The sequence below is a fragment of the Legionella stuttgartensis genome (assembly GCF_977063405.2).
In genome coordinates this window covers 110,414-128,864 of sequence record NZ_CDRUHA020000110.1, presented here as the reverse complement: position 1 = coordinate 128,864, position 18,451 = coordinate 110,414, and the positions used below count along the sequence as shown (strand labels likewise).

The window sequence follows — 18,451 nt, the reverse complement described above, 5'->3', positions numbered from 1 at the left end:
AGCAACATGAGTCCAACTGAGAATGATTGTGGCCTTGTAACTGAATTTCAAGGCAGTTTGCTTTATAATGAGTCTTTGGCAGAATATACTACCTGGCGTGTTGGGGGACCTGCTGCCAAGCTATATAAGCCCAAAAGCATTGCTGATCTGGCTATATTTCTTCGCCAGCTTCCGGAAACAGAACCTTTATTATGGTTGGGATTAGGTTCCAACTCTTTAATTCGCGATACTGGATTCCCCGGAACAGTGATTTTGACTCAAGGATGCTTAAAAGAAATTGCACTCTTAGACAAGCAAATTGTTAAAGTTGAAGCAGGGGTTTCTTGTGCGAGCATGGCGCGTTTTTGTGCGCGTAATGATTTGGCTGGTGGCGAGTTTTGGGCGGGTATCCCTGGAACAATGGGAGGCGCTTTGCGCATGAATGCCGGTTGTCATGGTGGCGAAACGTGGCAGTTTGTGGTTGAACTGCAGACCATGACGCGAAATGGTGAAATAAGAATTCGTAAGCCCGGGGAATATGAGGTTGCCTATCGACATGTGGCTGTTCCTCCCGATGAATGGTTCATCTCGGCCACATTTAAGCTTCCTCCTGGTGATAAAGAAACTTCGTTACAGGTCATAAAAGATTTGTTGGCTCATCGTGCAAACACTCAACCGACTAATGAATACAATTGTGGGTCAGTGTTTCGAAATCCACCAGAAAATTTTGCAGCTCGACTTATTGAGTCCTGTGGATTAAAAGGCTTCAATATCGGTGGGGCAGTAGTTTCTCAAAAACATGCTAATTTTATTATCAATCATCAAGGTACAGCTACTGCAGCTGATATTGAAGCATTGATAAATTTAGTACAAACTAAAGTTCGTGAGCAGACAACAATTGAGTTGGTGCGCGAAGTTCATATAATCGGAGACCGTTAAATGTCCAAGCTTCTCAATTTAGTTCTGCTTTATGGTGGAAAATCTGGAGAACATGAAATCTCATTAATTTCAGCGGCATCTGTGCTTACCCATTTGGATGCTGAAAAATATAATATTATTCCAGTAGCAATGGATAAAGAGGGATTATTTCATCTTCATCAATATCAGGATTTACTTGCTTATAAAGAAAAGCTTCCTGTAGTAACCGAACACTCAAAACCTTTGGTTGGCTTGTTCATTAATGGACGTTTATCGGTTGATGCTGATGTCGTTTTTCCTGTAGTGCATGGACCTTTATATGAAGATGGATGCTTGCAAGGAATGCTTGAATTAGCTGGTGTTGCTTATGTCGGTTGTGATGTACTTTCTTCATCCATTGGAATGGATAAAGATATGGCCAGACGCATTGTTTGCGTTGATGGTTTAAAATCAGCAAATTATAAACTCTTATCATGGCATACCTCAGCATCTGAAAGACAACACTTTTGTCATGAGGTTGCAGAGGAGTTTGGTTGGCCTTTATTTGTTAAACCTTGCTCAATGGGTTCCAGCGTAGGCATACATAAAGCAAAAAATATGGCTGAATTGTTAGTCGCAGTTGATGATGCTTTGCGCTATGACGAAGAGATTTTAGTAGAGTCCTTTATTTCTGGACGAGAAATTGAGTTATCTGTTCTGGAGAGTACTGTACCTTCGGGTGAGCCAAGAGTTAGTATTGCTGGTGAAATACGTGTACATCATCCCGATGGTTTTTATTCTTATTCCGCAAAATACTTGGAAAGTGCACAAACCGATCTGATTGTACCGGCTCCTTTGAGTCAGAATTTATACGAGCAATTAAGAAAGGCTGCTGCAGATATTTTTATCCGCTTAAAATGTAAAGGGATGGCGCGTGTGGATTTTTTTGTTAATGATAAAACAGAAACAATCTATTTTAATGAAGTAAACACCTTACCTGGATTTACTTCAATTAGTATGTATCCAAAATTATGGCAGGCGAGTGGCTTATCTTATCCTGATTTATTGGATGAATTGATTCGTATTGCGATGGTGCATCAGAATTGCCGCCAACACTTGGTAACTAACTATTTGTGAGCACCATGAATAAAAATAGGGATGTTGATTCCAGTAATTTGCGATATATCTGTTGGTTGTTGGTACTAAGTTTAAGTGCAATATTCTTAACTTGTCGCTTAGGCTACTATTATCTATCCGATGCAGAGCGCTTTCCAATTACCACAATCAAAGTCGCTGCAAATTACGAACATGTGACGCATAAAGAGCTGGAAGGGGTATTATCAAAACACTTGAGTAACAGCTTTTTTACTTTATCAATCAATGCGTTACAGAATGAGTTGAATGAGCTTGGATGGATCGATACTGCATCTGTGGAGCGTGTTTGGCCAGATACATTGAAAATAAGGCTTGTTGAAAAAAAACCCGTTGCCATTTGGGATAATGCCCTCATGACTGAGGACGGAAGATTATTCAATGAAGGTGCTGTTCCAGAAGGGCTAAGCTTACCAAAATTAAAAGGACCACTATCTCAACAAGAAGAAGTCTTACAAGTTTACGAAAAATTGAGTAAGATATTGTCAATGTATGGTTTAAACGCCACTGGACTGCATCTAAGAGAAAACCAATCCTGGGTATTACTTTTAGGCAATGATATAAAAATATATTTAGGAAAGAAAGAGTTAGAGGAACGATTGCAGCGTTTTTGTAAAGCATATCCAGCAGTGTTTGCTGAAAAAATTGAGCAATTGTCTAGCGTGGACCTGCGTTATCCACGTGGTATGGCGGTGCAGTGGAAACAACAAACGGAACGATAATGGCAAAAAAAATAGAAAAAGATATTATCACTGGATTGGATATTGGAACTTCAAAAGTAATTGCATTAATTGGAGAAGTTACAGCTGATGGTGCAATAGAAATTATCGGAATAGGTCGTCATCCCTCTCGTGGTTTAAAACGTGGTGTTGTGGTTGATATAGAGGCTACTGTGAACTCCATTCAGCGAGCGGTTCAGGAAGCTGAGCTTATGGCTGGATGTGAGGTGCGAACTGTTTATGCAGGTATTGCGGGCAGTCATATTCGTAGTTTAAATTCACATGGCATTGTTGCGATTCGCGATAAAGAAGTATCACAAGCCGATGTAGAGCGTGTGATCGATGCCGCAAAAGCTGTAGCAATTCCTGCCGATCAAAAAATTCTACACGTTTTACCGCAGGAATTTATCATCGATCAACAAGGCAGTATTCGCGAGCCCATCGGCATGTCCGGAGTACGGCTTGAATCCCGTGTACATATTGTTACGGGCTCAGTAAGTGCTGCCCAGAATATAGTCAAGTGCGTCCGTCGTTGTGGTTTAGAGGTCAATGATATTATTCTGGAGCAATTGGCTTCAAGCCATGCAGTTTTAACCGAAGATGAAAAAGATCTTGGTGTGTGCTTGATTGATATTGGTGGTGGTACTACCGATATTGCGATATTTTGCGAAGGTGCGATTCAGCATACAGCCGTAATTCCCATTGCGGGAGATCAAGTAACCAATGATATCGCTATGGCGTTGCGCACACCCACAAAAGCAGCCGAGTCCATTAAACTGAATCATGCGTGTGCTTTAACTGAACTAGCAAACTCAGATCTCATGTTGGAAGTGACTAGCGTTAATGACAGACCAGGAAGAAAGATATCAGCAAAAACCCTATCTGATGTAGTCGCGGCGCGTTATGAGGAGCTGTTTACTTTAGTACGTAATGAATTACGACGTAGTGGTTTTGAAGATAGAATGGCTGCAGGCATTGTTTTAACAGGCGGTGCTGCTAATGTTCGAGGAGGTATTGAACTTGCAGAACTTTGCTTTGAAATGCCAGTACGAAAAGGTTGTGCTCATTATGTTTCTGGATTGGCTGAAGCAACAGAAAATCCTTCATTTGCAACAGGGGTAGGCTTGTTGTTGCAAGGATACCAACAACAGTATGTATCAAACTACAAGGTTCCTACAATGAATGAGAATACCCAAAGTATATGGGCCCGTATGAAAGAATGGTTTCAGGGTAATTTTTAGGTTACAACTAACGTATATAACTAAGTCGGTGATGATTCCATTTAAGGGTTTACTGCCGAGATTTGTTGAAAGATTAAACATATGAGGGGAGCAGGTTATGTTTGAATTAATGGAAGGCCAACACCAAAGTAATAATGCTGTTATCAAGGTAGTAGGTGTTGGCGGTGGTGGTGGTAATGCCGTCCAACATATGGTTGCAGAAAATATTGATGGAGTTGAGTTTATTTGTGCTAACACTGATGCTCAAGCACTGAGAGGCTCAAATGCAAAAATACATATTCAACTAGGTGATGAGCTGACTAAAGGCTTAGGTGCAGGTGCAAATCCACAAATAGGTCGCGAAGCAGCCGAAGAAGATAGAGACCATATCCGGGAAATCTTAAGTGGTGCAGATATGGTATTCATTACCGCCGGAATGGGTGGTGGAACTGGAACAGGCGCCGCGCCGGTTTTCGCAGAGATTGCTAAGGAATTGGGTATTTTAACTGTAGCAGTTGTTACCAAACCGTTTTCATTTGAAGGTAAGCAACGTGCGTTAGCCGCAGAAGACGGAATCCGTCGCTTAGCAGAACATGTTGATTCATTGATCACGATTCCTAATAATAAATTACTCAGTGTTTTAGGAAAGAACATCAGCCTTCTAAATGCATTTAAGGCTGCAAATAATGTCTTACTTGGTGCAGTAAAAGGGATTTCTGATTTAATTACACGCCCTGGTTTGATTAACGTTGATTTTGCAGACGTACGCACAGTCATGTCAGAAATGGGTATGGCTATGATGGGTACTGGTAGTGCCGTGGGTGAACAAAGAGCACGACAAGCTGCAGAAGCAGCCATTGCATCTCCATTATTAGAGGATGTAAACTTTTCAGGCGCACGAGGAATATTAGTTAATATTACTGCTGGTCTTGACATGTCAATTGGTGAGTTTGAAGAGGTTGGTGATGTAGTTAAAGAATTCATTTCTGATGATGCAACAGTGGTGGTCGGAACAGTAATTGATCCAGACATGACGGATGAAATGCGCGTTACAGTGATTGTGACTGGTTTAGGTGATGCAAGACAGCGCCACCAACAGGCACAACCCCAATCTCATCGGGCTCGTTTGCTTGAAACAACGCGAAGTGATGGTTCTTTTGATTATCAACAATTAGAGAGACCAGCAGTTGTTCGTAAACAAGCTCAATCAGGCGTGTCCTCTGGCGCAAAACAAGGGGATAGCATTCCAGATGTAGATTATCTTGATATTCCAGCATTTTTACGCCGGCAAGAAGAGGTGTAAAAATATATTAGACCCTTCATTTGCTTAGTGTGGATGAAGGGAAGTTTAATTTTTGATAAAAAAATAATTAGACTAAATATTAAAATATTGATACGATCACTAGGTTTTGCGTGCAAAATAAAAAATTTTAAAAAATGATATTATGAGGAACAAGGTGAGCACTGAATGACAAAACAAAGAACTCCTAAAAAGGTGATCCAGGCAACTGGTGTAGGATTGCATTCCGGTGAAAAAGTGCTTTTAACCTTGAGACCTGCTCCTGTTAATACAGGTATAGTTTTTAGAAGAGTGGACCTTTCGCCCGTAGTAGAAATACCCGCATCATACGAAAATGTGGGCGATACGATGTTATGTACCACATTACACCATGGACCAGTTAAAATTGCCACCGTGGAACATTTACTATCTGCCCTAGCAGGATTAGGGATTGATAATGCCTATATTGATGTGAATGCTCCAGAGTTACCCATTATGGATGGCAGTGCCGCTCCTTTTGTTTTCTTGATCCAATCAGCTGGAATACGTGAACAAAACGCGCCTAAAAAATACATTCGTATTCTTAAGCCTATTCGGGTGGAAGACAATGGAAAATACGTTCAATTTTATCCTTATGATGGGTATAAAATTGCCTTCACCATTGACTTTGATCACCCTGCTTTTAATGATAAGCCACAAACTGTAAGTTTTGATTTTTCAACGACTTCTTATGTGAAAGAAGTATGCAGAGCACGTACGTTTGGATTCCTTTCCGATTATGAAAAACTAAGAGAATGTGATTTGGCAAAAGGCGGAAGCTTGGATAATGCTATAGTAGTTGATGATTATCGTGTTCTCAACGATGATGGACTTCGTTTTGAATCAGAGTTTGTTTCTCATAAGGTATTGGATGCAATTGGTGACCTATACCTGTTGGGTTCGAGTTTGATTGGTGCATTTGAAGGGTACAAATCAGGTCATGAACTGAATAATAGATTGTTGCGTGAGTTAATGGTAAGACAAGACGCTTGGGAATATACTTATTTTGATAAAGAAGAATATCTTCCTACAATGCACACTGAATTTTATCCTGTCGAAGCGTAGGAATGTAGCCTGGGTGAAGATAACGTCGTAACCCAGGAAAACAGAACCGCATGTCTCTGGTTATGATTTGCCTCCACCTGGCTACGTTTATTTTGAAAATAAATGATTGGCAAGGGAGCCTTGTGGCATGAAACTAAATATTAGCCTTTTTACTTTTGCTTTGTTATGCAGTACCTCAATATATTCTGCAAGTACTCAAAAAACACCCGAAACAAATGCTGAACAAGCACTCCATATGAATTGGTTGGATACCAATATCTCCCCAAGCAAAGATTTTTATGCCTATGCAGTGGGTAATTGGCAAAAAAATAATCCCATTCCTCCAGATTATTCAAGTTGGGGAAGCTTTAATCTAATTAGTGAGAAAGTCCAAAATATTATTCATCAAATGTTAATCGATGCAGCTAAAAATACAAATGCAAAGCCAGGCAGTATAGAACAAAAAGTGGGTGATTTTTATTATAGTGGTATGGATGAGGCGAGCATTAATCAACTGGGTATTAAACCGCTGCAGCAAGAATTTGATCGAATTAATCATTTGAAAAGTTTAACTGATTTACAAAAAGAAATAGCTCATTTACACCAAATTGGAGTTGATGTTTTTTTTAATTTTGGCAGTATGCAAGATTTTAAAAACAGTGAGGATATGATTGCGGCGGCCATTCAGAGCGGATTGGGATTGCCCGATCGTGATTATTATTTAAAAGATGATGCTAAATTTAAACAAATTCGAGAAGCTTATATAAATCATATAGCCAAAATGTTTGAGCTATTAGGTGATTCCCCCGAGAAAGCAGCTGTTGAAGCCAAGACAGTGATGAAGTTAGAAACACAAATGGCAAAGGCTTCTATGTCACAGATAGAACAACGTGACCCTCATGCGGTATATCATATTATGGATAGGGCGCAACTTGCTCAAGTCACTCCAGATTTTTCTTGGCCAGCCTATTTTTCGGCAATGGGACTTGATCAAATAAAAAGTATTAATTTAGCAATGCCTGGTTTTTTTAAGGACATGAACAATCAATTGAAAACGGTATCTTTAGACGATTGGAAAATATATTTACGTTGGCATTTAATTGATGCCTTTGCCTCGTATTTGTCTGCTCCTTTTGTCGCTCAAAATTTTAAAATGGTTTCGGTTTTGACGGGTGCTGAGAAAATACTCCCACGATGGAAACGGGTTGTTGCTACGGAAAATGGGGCTTTGGGTTTTGCTATAGGTAAAATGTATGTGGACCGCTATTTTTCTCCTGAAGATAAGAAACAAGCTTTGGATATACTCAAAAATATTCGCACCGTTTTACAGGAAGACATTAGTACTCTATCCTGGATGACTCCTGCTACTCGTGAGGCTGCATTAAAAAAACTTTCAATGATGGAAGAGCGAGTAGGTTACCCCTCCAAGTGGAGAGATTATTCCAAATTGGTAGTTAATAGAGGTCCATACGTATTAAACGTAATTCGAGCTAATGAATTTTTAACGAATCGTGATCTTAATAAAATCGGTAAGCCTATAGATAGAACCGAATGGGTTATGACACCACAAACCATCAATGCATATTATGATCCTTCAATGAATAATTTGAATATTCCAGCAGGGATTCTTCAATCGCCGTTTTTTGATCCCAAAGCACCTGCTGCCGTAAATTATGGAGCCATTGGTTTCGTAATGGGACATGAAATGACCCATGGATTTGATGATCAAGGTGCACAATTTGATGGTCATGGAAATTTAAAGAATTGGTGGACTCCCAGTGATTTGGAAAAGTTCCAGGCAGCAACACAGTGCATTGTGAATCAGTTCTCTCAGTATGTTGTAGATGATAATTTGCATGTACAAGGCAAATTAGTTGTAGGAGAAGCTGCTGCAGATTTAGGGGGTATTACCCTAGCCTATAGAGCATTTAAGCATTCTGATGCCTATAAAAATGCACCTACAATTGGCGGTTTTACTCCGGATCAACAATTTTTTATCGCCACAGCACATGTTTGGGCGATGAACATTCGACCACAACAATTACGTAATCAGGTCACTACCGATCCTCACCCTCCTGCCCAATACAGAGTGAACGGAAGTTTAGCGAACATTCCTCAATTTCAGGAAGCGTTCCATATTCCTAGTGACAGTCCCATGGTGAATAAAAACCGCTGTGTGATTTGGTAATTACTCGGCTCCTCCTGAATATTCGGGAGGATGTTGCCGTATGCAGTGAAAATAAAAATAATTAAATTGCATCCATTCTGAACATTGGTTAGACTTTCTGCACTGTATCAATTAATTGTGGAGATAATGATGACTAAAGAAGAAATGATTTGTCGTATCGTACGTTATGTAACCCAAAAACCAAGCACCAAAAAAGCGTGTTGTGGATGATTAATTTATCTGACCTACTTGATTACAAAAATAAAACTGTAGTCAATCATTTTTGCTCTTATCATCCTGACTTTTCTGAACAAGAAGGTCAGGTTTTATTTGCGGATTTATTAGCTTGGATGTGGCTAAATGCGCAAAGGGCAAAACAAGGTAAGAAAACCTACCTTTTTGGGCCATTACTTATTCTTGATGAGATGTGGCACACCTTTATTCTCCATACACGTGATTATCTCGATTTTTCAATACGCCATTTTGATACCTATTTTCATCATGATGTTGAGCCAAGTGGTCAAGAACATATAATAGAAGAAGAAGAACTGACTGAATATCTGCAAGATTGTTTTGCTTATCTGGGCTCGGAATGGGTAGCTCGTCGTTTTGCAACAGCACTAACTGAAACACATTCCTAATTCTGTACTATTGTAGACACTGTCTTTAAAAGCAAGCTAAGTTTTTATTAAAAGGTTGTTGGCTTTTAAATAACGTTCTTGATGATTCACGACGAAGGATCTCCTGATTTTGACGAGGGCAATGAGGCTACAATGAATTAAGTCAATGTTAGTTCATGAAGACAGACAAACATCTTGACTGCTCCGTATACATTTCCTTTAATTCTCTCCGTCAGCCAAATGCAATAGTGCTTTTTGTAAGGGTTCATAGGTACAATTTTGGCTTTCACTAATAATGATCGATTTTGCTTTTTCAGATAACTCATGCTTTTGGGGTAGCACTGATTTGTTATATTGTGCTGTTGGCTCAATAACAACCACTTTAATTGAAGAAAGTTGATACATTCCAGCTTCTTTGCGTAATTTATCGCGCAACTCAGGAATCGCATAACGTAATTGAGTGGCCCAGGCAGCGTCAGAAGTTGTTAATAGCAAACATCCTTTATTAAAACTGCCAACCTGACATTGATTTGCTAAAACATCAGGAAGCATCAGCTTAATTTTATTTGCAAGCTCTTCTAATTGAACAGAGCGTTGGCAGAGGTCAGCAAGTTGTTTATTAAGGCAACGACTAATAGAGCGCATTTTTCGATTCTAAATAAATAAAAATGTAAGAGAGTTAGTATATACTTCGTATGAAGTATAGAATAGTAAATTCGAGCTAAATGCAATATTATAATTTTTTGTAGACTTTCATGATTATAGGTGAATCAATGTTTGAAAAGCCCTACGACAGTAATGTTATTTATTTTACCCGCATGCATTGGATTATATTTTTTTGGCCAGTTGTATCGTTATGCGCTGCTCTAATAATCGTTAATTATGTGGAAATCGATTTCTTACATAAACTTGGGTACGGTTTTGCAGCGCTAGCCTTGATATGGATTGGCATAACCTGGATGACGTATTATTTTTCTTCTCTCACAATCAAGAAAAATCATGTGATTATTCGCACTGGAGTCGTCGTGAGACAAACGATTGATATTCCACTAAGTAAAATTGAAGCGATAGACATTCGTCAATCCATTATGGGCAGTCTTTTGAGTTATGGGATGATAAGCATCACAGGTACAGGTGGTACTCGTCGTATTATTAATTTTTTGCATAACCCTCTGACGTGCAGACGCTATATTGAACAGCTGATGGGTGAATTACATCGTAATGATTAACCCTAGGTTTTTTGTCGCTTAACCTACAAAGGAGTCTGTTGCTTAGCCCAGGCTCCTGGGTTCAGGCTTAAGCTTTCACCCAGGTTACAATCGAACACTATCGATTCTTAGTTAATACAGCGAAATTAAATTCTTGATAGAAGCTCTGCTCTTGTTTTCTCATCAACAAAAGCGGCTTCAATGGCCATCCGTGTTATTGCATTCATTGTCTCATCACTATAGTGGTATGACTTTTGTACACGTTGATATTCCTGACCCAGGGTAGTACTCATAAAAGGTGGATCATCTGAATTGATGCTAATTTTAATCCCTGCATTATAAAATTTAGGTAAGGGATGCTCATTCATATCTTTAAACAGGCCCAAAAAGATATTACTTGTAGGACAAATTTCTAAAGTAATATTTCTTTCTTTTACCATTGCCATGGTATCTGGTGAATAAATTGAATTAACTCCATGTCCTATACGTTGGATTGGTAGATTTTCCATCGCCTCGACCATCCCGCTTGCAGGAGCAAACTCTCCTGCATGGACTGTGCATTGTAGACCAGCATCCGCCGCAATATGGTAGGCTTTACTGAATAATTTAGGAGGGAATTTTGCCTCATCACCGCCCAAACCAAAGCCTGTGACGCAAGGAAATTTATCTTTATGAGCTTGTTGCGCTACATGCTCTACTGCTTCCACACCAAAATGACGAACGGCGGTAATTAAAATACGTCCTATGATATTGAACTGTTCTTTAGCATCATCAATTGCTTGTTGAATTGCAGCTAAATGTTCAGCGGAAGGGATTTTACTGGAGAGCTCTGCATGATCGGGTGAGTACATCATCTCTACATAAATCGCATCTTCTTGAGCACGAGATCGTAAATAGTCAAAGGTGATATCATAATAATCCTGAGGATAACGAATTACGGATGCCAGTGTGTCATAAACCTTTAAGAAGTCGAGAAAGTCTTTGGATAAATAACTTTTTCCATCAGGTGCAACAAGGCCTTCAGGGAGAACTAATTTATTACGTGCAGCCAGCTTTGCGGCTAATCCAGGAGTGATGGTACCTTCCAAATGGACATGTAACTCCGCTTTCTTTAAACTCATCCTTTGCTCCTAATTTCTTTAAAAGTTAGAGTAATGGTAACTTAGATAAAAAAGCTATAAAATACCCGATTTAAATTATAGTTATTTGGATTGGTTATGAACTCCGATGATATAGATAAAGCTTATGTTAGTCCTTATGATAAATTTTTCTTTGAATTTGATGCAACTCATAATAAATCTGCATCGCAAATAAAAGAAATTAACAAGCACAAGCGTATTTTTATGATGCGTGATAATAAAGATTATGGAAATGAAAAGGGTGAAATCTGGGAAGAATTTTAATCTTCGCATAGCCTCGGTAAAAGCAATCCGAACTTTACATTAGATTGTTTCCAGGCGTTCATCCTCCAGGACAGTGATCGTTAGCATTTCTCCCTCAAAGGAGTCTATGACGAAGGATGTCCTTATTTTGCATTCTATTTACTGATAATGCCATCTCATTTACTGAGATCCTTCTACGCTTGTGAACATTTATTTAAAAGCCATCGTAGCCTGGGTGAAGGCGCAAGCCTTAACATGGGGAAATCTTTATCAGAAAAACCCGGACTCCGCTTCGCTGCATCCGGGCTACACGTAGTGTTTGACAAAATGCATCTTGTGATCGCTTATACATTACAAAAACAATCTTGCGAAACATGGATGATTTTATTTAGCCCAAAAAGAAATGTAATGCTTTGTAAGCCAGGATAGTCAAAATAGAAGCAGCGGGTAATGTTAAAACCCATGACATGAAGATGTTACGAATTACAATCAGATTTAACGCACCAATACCTCGTGCCAAGCCCACTCCAAGAACAGCACCAACTAATGTTTGCGTTGCTGAAACTGGAATACCTGTACTTGTTGCTACCACTACGGTTGTTGCAGCGGAAAGCGTTGCTGCAAAGGCACGGCTGGGTGTCAAAGCGGTGATCGCGCTACCTACGGTTTCAATGACTTTTCTACCGTACATAAGAAGGCCCGTAACGACACCAACACAACCTAATAAGATAATCCATGCGGGGTAATTATTAGCATCAAAAACTTGATGCGAACTCATGATCAAGCTATAGATGATTGAAAGTGGACCTACTGCTAAGGCCACGTCATTGGAGCCATGTGCAAAAGCCATCGCACAAGCAGTCATAGCCATAAGCACGGCAAAATATTTTTCAACTTGGATAAATCGCTCTCTACGTCTTATTCTAGGGTGTTCTGGGATGCGTTTAATGATGACCATTCCAATAATTGTAATAATAATGCTCGTTGCTAAAGTAACAGCTAGATTTTGCTTGAAATTCAGGTGAATATGAAAATGATTGAGCCCTTTAAATACGGTGATAAATGACAAAATAGAGCCAATAAGGAACAGATAAATAGGGATATATAATTTAGCTTTGGTAAGTGGGTTACTTTTAACAAAAATAGTTTGTTGAATGCTGGTAAACAATATGAAAGCAGTGATTCCGGAAATCATTGGAGAGGTAATCCAACTTACAGCAATACGACTTACTTGATTCCAATGAATTGCTTGGGGGCCTAGTACTATGGTCCCAAAACCTACCATCGAACCAACTAAGGCATTAGTAATAGAAACAGGAACTCCAAGATAGCTCGCAAGATTCATCCAGATTGTACATGCTAATAAAACCCCCAACATTCCCTCTATAAGGATCAAGGGTTGTCCAGAGAGTTCACTGGAGTTAATAATTCCATCACGCATTGTTTCGGTAACACCAGTTCCACCTAAAAATGCACCTGCAAATTCAAAAATTATGGCGATTAGCATTGCTTGCTTGACGGTAACGGCTTTTGAGCCCATTGTAGTGCTCATGACATTAGCTAAATCATTGGCACCGACACCCCAAGTCATCAAAAAACACAAAATGACTGCTACAAGAAGATATATAATTGAATAATCCATAGAAGTTGACTACCGGGCTATTAGAATTTGAAGACGACTGCCCACATGTTGAGCGCCATCGGCTAAATCATCAATCCATTGGACCAATTTGTAGAGAAAAATTGCATCAATTGCAGACAAGTCTTTTTCGATTTCAAAAATACGATGTCGAATATCTGCAAGGCGTTCATCACTGTCATGTTCAATCTCATAAAGGGTTAAGATCATTTCCTCAACAATCTTGACTTCAGAGCCCCTGAAACCAGTCTCTAGTAATTCATCTAACTCATTAATTGCTTTGCAAGCCTGTTTTGATGCGTCAAGACAACGACTTAAAAAAGGCATAAAAATGGGAACTATTGCTGCGGGGACGGTCATTTGTCTACTAATAATAAGTATCGCAATATCTTCTGTCTTATTCGCGATGAAGTCTTGAGCACTAAGCAACTCAAGCAAATCAGTACGAGAAACAGGAAGGAAAAGTCCAGTAGGCAAATGAAGACGTAGATCTCGCTTGATTAAATCTGCTTCCTTTTCAAGAGAAATTATTTTTTCTTTTATTTTATTGGCCGTCGTCCAGTCTTTTTTTAGAACCGCTTCAAAAAATGGGTAGAGCTGTTTGGCACATTGGTGCACTTTTCGCATGTGTTGTTCTATCGGTCTAATTGGTGAAGGACCAAACATATTAAATATGCTACCCATGATGTTCGCATCTCTTAGGCAAATTTTTGAGAAGTATACCCAAACTTTTTCCGGAACAAAACTATTGAATTGCAGTTAACTAATTTTTTCGCTTTATTATTGGATTTTTAGGGTGAAAAATAAAAATATTTTCAATTTGCTGCAATGATTTTTTATATTGGTCTACAATTGAAAATATTAGGGTTTTCCACAATACATTGTTTTACTCAGATCGATGAAATCGGAACAAGGAGCTCAGGATGAAGCGATTTTGGCTAATAAGTTTATTGTTGTTAGCACATAACGTATTTTCCCAAACGATTACTAAGGTAATTGAATTGCATTATGTTCCTGTCGAAAAAGTTATCCAATTGGTACAACCTTTGCTGCAAACTGGAGAAAAAATAAGTGGCTCCGATCAAACCTTAGTCGTTCAGGTTTCTCCTGAAACATTAACCCAAATTAGAACCGTATTACATCAAATCGATGTACCACCAGTAACATTTAATATTTCTATTTATCAAGGTGACCCAAATTGGCTTAGTGCACAAAATGAAAATTCGGTAACTTATAGCACAAACTCTCCGGCTGAAGTGAAACGTTCCCAATCGGTTAAAGTGATGAATGGAGAATCTGCTTTCGTTTCGACTGATCAAGAGGTACCCATTATTACTGCTGTAGGTGCGGGTTTTTTTACAGGAATCGAGTATCAACAACATCAAATTAAAAATGGTTTATTAGTACAGCCCGTCATGCGTGGATCACAGGTTGAATTGAAGCTGCGTCGGGTGCGTGAACAACAAAATCCTGCTGGCGGCCAACAATTTGATGATCAAAATATAGACACAACATTGATGGTACCATTAAATAAGTGGGTTTCTTTGGGAAGTCCAGAGGGAACACAGGATACGGATTCCACCTCGGTTTCATATACAGCAGGAAGACCATTTTCCCAACAAGCAACGCTTTATGTAAAGGTTACGGTGGTAGGTAATCATTAAAATAGTTGAATAAAAAACGAACAACTGGTGTATAATTAAAATAGAAGCAGCTAAATAAACCGACCTTTTATGGAGGGCTCATGGCAATTATAAGCTCCTTGGCTAATCACTTGCTCATTGCGATGCCTTCCCTCAATGATCCTAATTTTGAACGAACTGTAATTTATATCTGTGAACACCATGAGCAAGGTTCGGTCGGTTTGATTATAAATCGCCCCATGCAATTTCCCTTGTCAATTGTTTTTGAACAATTACATATTGAACCGGTTCGTATAGAGCAAAGCCATTTACCATTAATGTTTGGCGGACCCGTACAGCCGGAAAGAGGATTTGTTATTCATAAACAATTAGGGGGGTGGCGTTCTAGTTTGTTTTTGCAAGATGAGGTGACGGTTACGACATCAAATGATATTATTCGCGCCATTGCAGAGGATAAAGGACCTAAAGATGTTTTAATTACTTTAGGTTATGCTGGATGGGTTGAGCAACAATTAGAAAAAGAGATCCTTGAGAATACATGGTTAGTTTGCCCATATCGCTCCGAAATTCTGTATGAGGTGCCCTTCGAAGATCGTTGGGATTATGCAGGATCCACTTTAGGGATCAAAATGAGTCAACTTAGTTCAAATATCGGCCATGCCTAGTCCTGTTTTCATAGGTTTTGATTTTGGTTATAAACGCATTGGTGTTGCCGTAGGTCAACAACTAACGTGTAGTGCTTCTCCTCTTGCTACTCTTAATGCGCGTGTGGGTGTTCCTGATTGGAATGCAGTCGCTAAAGTTATTGCGGAATGGTCCCCTCAAGGATTAATTGTTGGTATTCCCACGTGTATTGATGGCAGTGAATTATATACAACTTCTGCTGCGCGTCGGTTTGCCAAAGAATTACGCAAGCGATTTTCTTTGCCGGTTCATTTAGTCGATGAACGACTCTCAACAGTTGAGGCGAGGGAGCAATTGTTTGCACAAGGTGGATATCGTAAAATCAAACAATCTGAGGTAGATAGTATAGCGGCTTGTGTTATACTTGAGCAATGGCTGCAACATCCTGAATAGGGCTTTTTCTATTTCTATTATCTTGAGCTCAATCTAACGAAATGGAAAAGAAACCCTGGATTTTTGGGAGTGAAGTTAAAAGAGATAAGGGTTTTATGAATCATTTTTTAGAAATTAGTCAATTATCACGACAACAGATTGAGTCTTTATTGCACCGCGCGGTTTATTTCAAAAACCATGGCCAATCCCAATATCCTTCATATGCACAACATACGGTTGCGAATTTATTTTATGAAAATAGTACCCGCACCCGGGTGAGTTTTGAGTTGGCTGCCAATCGTTTATCTATGCCAGTAATCAATCTGGATTTACAGAGCTCTTCTGAAACTAAGGGTGAGATTATTGAGGACACCATCCGTACCCTGGCTGCAATGGGAATTAAATATTTTGTAATTCGTCATTCGCAAGATGGTTTGCAACAAAGTTTAGCAAGTCAAGTCGGTGATAGTGTTCACATAATAAATGCTGGTGACGGCACTCATGCTCATCCAAGTCAGGGTTTGCTTGATATGATGACGATCCTTGAACAAAAACCACAATTGGATCAATTAAAAATAGCAATTTTGGGAAATATTAGACACTCACGTGTTGCTAATTCATTTCAATGCATTTGTGCACAACTCGGTGTAGGTGAGCTTGTTTTAGTTGCGCCGGAACTGTGGCAACCAAAGACCTTGCATTATGGACGGGCAACTCAAGACTTACACGATGGATTATCTGATGCTGACGTCGTGATTTGTTTGCGGGTTCAGCACGAGCGTTTATTAGAGTCTGATCATTTGGATCTCGATTCTTATCGACGTGATTTTGCATTAACCAAAGAAAATCTAGCGTATACTAAATCGGATGTGATGGTGATGCACCCGGGACCTATAAATCGTGGTGTTGAAATAGACAGTAATGTGGCCGATGGGCCAAATTCCTTTATACTAAATCAAGTTGCTAATGGTGTTTTCGTACGTATGGCAATTTTTGATGCGTTATGTAAGCAAAGCTAATTATTTTGAGAAGCTACAGTGGAAGTGCAATTTAATACGGAAAGAGTTAAGGATAAATGGATGAGTCGTTGCTACCAGAAAATAGGCATTCTTCTGCTACTGAGCTTTTATTGCTTACTGACCTATTTTATTTTTAATCATTATCAACGTATTGATTTTTCTTCTTTTTATTTCTCCTCTCAGGCTTTTTTACAGGGTGAAAATCCTTATAGAAATTTTTTTACTACCTACTTATCTTCTACAAAAATATTACCTGCCAATTTGAATCCTCCATTTGTTTTGTGGAGTTTTAGTTTTTTAGCATATTTTAATTATTCGAATGCATTACTTTTTTGGTTTTGTTTTTCTTTTGTTCTGGGAATAATTGGGGTTACCATAACATTTTATTATGCTTTTTCTAAACGATTTTTTCATAAAAACTATGTAAATCTATACCTCCTTTATTTCGCATTTTTTCCAACACTAATGAATTTTGTTACTCAGCAATTTGGTTGCGTTTTATTGTTCCTCATTATGTTGGGTTATTATTTTTATCTAAATCGCCGGGATTATCTTGCAGGTATATTTTGGGGTATTATCATTGCGATTAAATTGTTTCCTGCACTGTTATTTTTCTATGTTGTAAAACAAGGTCGTCTTCGTGTTTTTCTGAGTATGCTTGTTACATTCTTGATTGCTGTATTTATTCCAGTGCTGGTATATGGTTCAGAGGTTTACCATCAATATTTTAAAATGATGCATAATGTATTTTGGTATGGTGATGAGTGGAATGCTTCAATTTATGGTTTTATGTTTCGATTATTCTTTGGTGGCGAAATACTCCCTAATATGTCGTATTTAATACCGGTTAATTTGGTTTATAGTGTTATTTTTGTCATTTTAATTTTATGGTATTGGCGCAACCTTGGACCAACAGAGAATGCTCCGATAAACCACCAACCTTTTTGTTTGACTTTGGCTATGATGCTACTTCTAAGTCCTTTTGGTTGGGTTTATTATTTTCCTTTATTAATTTTGCCAATGACCCTTCTTTGGTTTGAAGCAGCCCTAGAGAACCAAAATATCTCTATAAAAACAATGATTATTTGGCTTCTATGTCTTTTTCTTATCAATTTTCCTGTTGATTATGTAAATAGCAAAGAGATGGATCATTTACTGGTACGAATCAGCTTTTTCTCTACTTTTTTTTATGGTTTATTATTTTTAATTTATCTTTTAGTTAAAAGAAAAAAAATTTATGGTCATAATGAAATAATCGGTGATGGAGTAAAGCATTATTCGATATCAGTGATAATTATTATTTTTATATTCGGCGTGTTTGTCCCGATAATATATTATCTTACGCGTTTGTTAAATTTGCATTTGAATTTAGGATTACCCTAAATTCA

General features: G+C 38.6%; 19 protein-coding genes. 15 read left to right on the top strand and 4 right to left on the bottom strand.

What is annotated here, in order from left to right:
- Positions 1-6 precede the first annotated feature (6 nt).
- From murB to ACWTEW_RS36645, 8 genes are all read left to right on the top strand, one after another.
- Complete coding sequence (murB, locus tag ACWTEW_RS36680) at positions 7-918, top strand: UDP-N-acetylmuramate dehydrogenase (protein ID WP_454782923.1); 912 nt, start codon at positions 7-9, stop codon at positions 916-918.
- Entirely contained in the window at positions 919-2,013 is a 1,095-nt protein-coding gene (locus ACWTEW_RS36675; RefSeq protein WP_454782922.1) for a D-alanine--D-alanine ligase family protein, read from the top strand. It begins immediately after the preceding gene.
- A gap of 5 nt (positions 2,014-2,018) precedes the next feature.
- Positions 2,019-2,750, top strand: coding sequence for a cell division protein FtsQ/DivIB (locus ACWTEW_RS36670; RefSeq protein ID WP_454782921.1), 732 nt, complete (start codon positions 2,019-2,021; stop codon positions 2,748-2,750).
- Positions 2,750-3,988 carry a cell division protein FtsA gene (gene ftsA / locus ACWTEW_RS36665; RefSeq protein ID WP_454782920.1) on the top strand — a complete coding sequence of 413 codons (1,239 nt, stop codon included), beginning with the start codon at positions 2,750-2,752 and terminating at the stop codon, positions 3,986-3,988. Before ACWTEW_RS36670 ends, ftsA begins: the two co-directional genes overlap by 1 nt.
- Positions 3,989-4,085: 97 nt before the next feature.
- A complete protein-coding gene (ftsZ, locus tag ACWTEW_RS36660; RefSeq protein ID WP_454782919.1) occupies positions 4,086-5,270 on the top strand; it encodes a cell division protein FtsZ in 1,185 nt (394 codons plus the stop codon).
- Positions 5,271-5,435: 165 nt separating this feature from the next.
- Complete coding sequence (lpxC, locus tag ACWTEW_RS36655) at positions 5,436-6,350, top strand: UDP-3-O-acyl-N-acetylglucosamine deacetylase (RefSeq protein WP_454782918.1); 915 nt, start codon at positions 5,436-5,438, stop codon at positions 6,348-6,350.
- A gap of 127 nt (positions 6,351-6,477) precedes the next feature.
- Positions 6,478-8,517: a M13 family metallopeptidase gene (locus ACWTEW_RS36650; RefSeq protein ID WP_454782917.1), complete on the top strand. Its 2,040-nt coding sequence runs from the start codon at positions 6,478-6,480 to the stop codon at positions 8,515-8,517.
- A gap of 206 nt (positions 8,518-8,723) precedes the next feature.
- The gene (locus tag ACWTEW_RS36645; RefSeq protein WP_454782916.1) at positions 8,724-9,137 is read left to right on the top strand and encodes a glycine-rich domain-containing protein; all 414 of its coding nucleotides are present in this window, start codon (positions 8,724-8,726) and stop codon (positions 9,135-9,137) included.
- Between the two features lie 198 nt (positions 9,138-9,335).
- On the opposite strand, the gene ACWTEW_RS36640 is transcribed toward ACWTEW_RS36645, so the two are convergent.
- Positions 9,336-9,761, bottom strand: a complete 426-nt coding sequence (locus ACWTEW_RS36640) for a DciA family protein (protein WP_454782915.1) — start codon at positions 9,759-9,761, stop codon at positions 9,336-9,338.
- 128 nt (positions 9,762-9,889) lie between these two features.
- Here ACWTEW_RS36640 and ACWTEW_RS36635 point away from each other — a divergent pair, with 128 nt between their 5' ends.
- Entirely contained in the window at positions 9,890-10,345 is a 456-nt protein-coding gene (locus tag ACWTEW_RS36635; RefSeq protein WP_454782914.1) for a PH domain-containing protein, read from the top strand.
- A 125-nt stretch (positions 10,346-10,470) separates the two neighbouring features.
- Here the strand turns inward: ACWTEW_RS36635 and ACWTEW_RS36630 are convergent, their stop codons facing one another.
- Entirely contained in the window at positions 10,471-11,445 is a 975-nt protein-coding gene (locus ACWTEW_RS36630) for an adenosine deaminase (RefSeq protein WP_454782913.1), read from the bottom strand.
- Positions 11,446-11,541: 96 nt separating this feature from the next.
- On the opposite strand from ACWTEW_RS36630, the gene ACWTEW_RS36625 reads away from it, so the two are divergent.
- Complete coding sequence (locus tag ACWTEW_RS36625; RefSeq protein ID WP_454782912.1) at positions 11,542-11,727, top strand: CBU_0585 family protein; 186 nt, start codon at positions 11,542-11,544, stop codon at positions 11,725-11,727.
- Positions 11,728-12,094: 367 nt separating this feature from the next.
- Here the strand turns inward: ACWTEW_RS36625 and ACWTEW_RS36620 are convergent, their stop codons facing one another.
- On the bottom strand, positions 12,095-13,348 hold the full coding sequence (locus ACWTEW_RS36620) for an inorganic phosphate transporter (RefSeq protein WP_454782911.1): 1,254 nt from the start codon (positions 13,346-13,348) through the stop codon (positions 12,095-12,097).
- 9 nt (positions 13,349-13,357) lie between these two features.
- Positions 13,358-14,029, bottom strand: coding sequence for a TIGR00153 family protein (locus tag ACWTEW_RS36615; protein WP_454782910.1), 672 nt, complete (start codon positions 14,027-14,029; stop codon positions 13,358-13,360).
- Between the two features lie 239 nt (positions 14,030-14,268).
- On the opposite strand from ACWTEW_RS36615, the gene ACWTEW_RS36610 reads away from it, so the two are divergent.
- The 5 genes from ACWTEW_RS36610 to ACWTEW_RS36590 all read left to right on the top strand — a co-directional run bounded on the left by ACWTEW_RS36610 (position 14,269) and on the right by ACWTEW_RS36590 (position 18,446).
- A complete protein-coding gene (locus tag ACWTEW_RS36610; RefSeq protein WP_454782909.1) occupies positions 14,269-15,009 on the top strand; it encodes a type II/III secretion system protein in 741 nt (246 codons plus the stop codon).
- 80 nt (positions 15,010-15,089) lie between these two features.
- The gene (locus ACWTEW_RS36605) at positions 15,090-15,653 is read left to right on the top strand and encodes a YqgE/AlgH family protein (protein WP_454782908.1); all 564 of its coding nucleotides are present in this window, start codon (positions 15,090-15,092) and stop codon (positions 15,651-15,653) included.
- A complete protein-coding gene (gene ruvX / locus ACWTEW_RS36600; protein WP_454782907.1) occupies positions 15,646-16,065 on the top strand; it encodes a Holliday junction resolvase RuvX in 420 nt (139 codons plus the stop codon). Before ACWTEW_RS36605 ends, ruvX begins: the two co-directional genes overlap by 8 nt.
- Positions 16,066-16,160: 95 nt before the next feature.
- Complete coding sequence (locus tag ACWTEW_RS36595) at positions 16,161-17,063, top strand: aspartate carbamoyltransferase catalytic subunit (RefSeq protein ID WP_454782906.1); 903 nt, start codon at positions 16,161-16,163, stop codon at positions 17,061-17,063.
- Between the two features lie 60 nt (positions 17,064-17,123).
- Positions 17,124-18,446: a glycosyltransferase family 87 protein gene (locus ACWTEW_RS36590; protein ID WP_454782905.1), complete on the top strand. Its 1,323-nt coding sequence runs from the start codon at positions 17,124-17,126 to the stop codon at positions 18,444-18,446.
- Positions 18,447-18,451 lie beyond the last annotated feature (5 nt).

Bases quoted from the DNA above. Each gene is read 5' to 3' on its own strand.
- murB (WP_454782923.1), top strand. From the start codon at position 7: ATGAGTCCAACTGAGAATGATTGTGGCCTTGTAACTGAATTTCAAGGC.
- ACWTEW_RS36675 (WP_454782922.1), top strand. From the start codon at position 919: ATGTCCAAGCTTCTCAATTTAGTTCTGCTTTATGGTGGAAAATCTGGA.
- ACWTEW_RS36670 (WP_454782921.1), top strand. From the start codon at position 2,019: ATGAATAAAAATAGGGATGTTGATTCCAGTAATTTGCGATATATCTGT.
- ftsA (WP_454782920.1), top strand. From the start codon at position 2,750: ATGGCAAAAAAAATAGAAAAAGATATTATCACTGGATTGGATATTGGA.
- ftsZ (WP_454782919.1), top strand. From the start codon at position 4,086: ATGTTTGAATTAATGGAAGGCCAACACCAAAGTAATAATGCTGTTATC.
- lpxC (WP_454782918.1), top strand. From the start codon at position 5,436: ATGACAAAACAAAGAACTCCTAAAAAGGTGATCCAGGCAACTGGTGTA.
- ACWTEW_RS36650 (WP_454782917.1), top strand. From the start codon at position 6,478: ATGAAACTAAATATTAGCCTTTTTACTTTTGCTTTGTTATGCAGTACC.
- ACWTEW_RS36645 (WP_454782916.1), top strand. From the start codon at position 8,724: ATGATTAATTTATCTGACCTACTTGATTACAAAAATAAAACTGTAGTC.
- ACWTEW_RS36640 (WP_454782915.1), bottom strand. From the start codon at position 9,761: ATGCGCTCTATTAGTCGTTGCCTTAATAAACAACTTGCTGACCTCTGC.
- ACWTEW_RS36635 (WP_454782914.1), top strand. From the start codon at position 9,890: ATGTTTGAAAAGCCCTACGACAGTAATGTTATTTATTTTACCCGCATG.
- ACWTEW_RS36630 (WP_454782913.1), bottom strand. From the start codon at position 11,445: ATGAGTTTAAAGAAAGCGGAGTTACATGTCCATTTGGAAGGTACCATC.
- ACWTEW_RS36625 (WP_454782912.1), top strand. From the start codon at position 11,542: ATGAACTCCGATGATATAGATAAAGCTTATGTTAGTCCTTATGATAAA.
- ACWTEW_RS36620 (WP_454782911.1), bottom strand. From the start codon at position 13,348: ATGGATTATTCAATTATATATCTTCTTGTAGCAGTCATTTTGTGTTTT.
- ACWTEW_RS36615 (WP_454782910.1), bottom strand. From the start codon at position 14,029: ATGGGTAGCATATTTAATATGTTTGGTCCTTCACCAATTAGACCGATA.
- ACWTEW_RS36610 (WP_454782909.1), top strand. From the start codon at position 14,269: ATGAAGCGATTTTGGCTAATAAGTTTATTGTTGTTAGCACATAACGTA.
- ACWTEW_RS36605 (WP_454782908.1), top strand. From the start codon at position 15,090: ATGGCAATTATAAGCTCCTTGGCTAATCACTTGCTCATTGCGATGCCT.
- ruvX (WP_454782907.1), top strand. From the start codon at position 15,646: ATGCCTAGTCCTGTTTTCATAGGTTTTGATTTTGGTTATAAACGCATT.
- ACWTEW_RS36595 (WP_454782906.1), top strand. From the start codon at position 16,161: ATGAATCATTTTTTAGAAATTAGTCAATTATCACGACAACAGATTGAG.
- ACWTEW_RS36590 (WP_454782905.1), top strand. From the start codon at position 17,124: ATGAGTCGTTGCTACCAGAAAATAGGCATTCTTCTGCTACTGAGCTTT.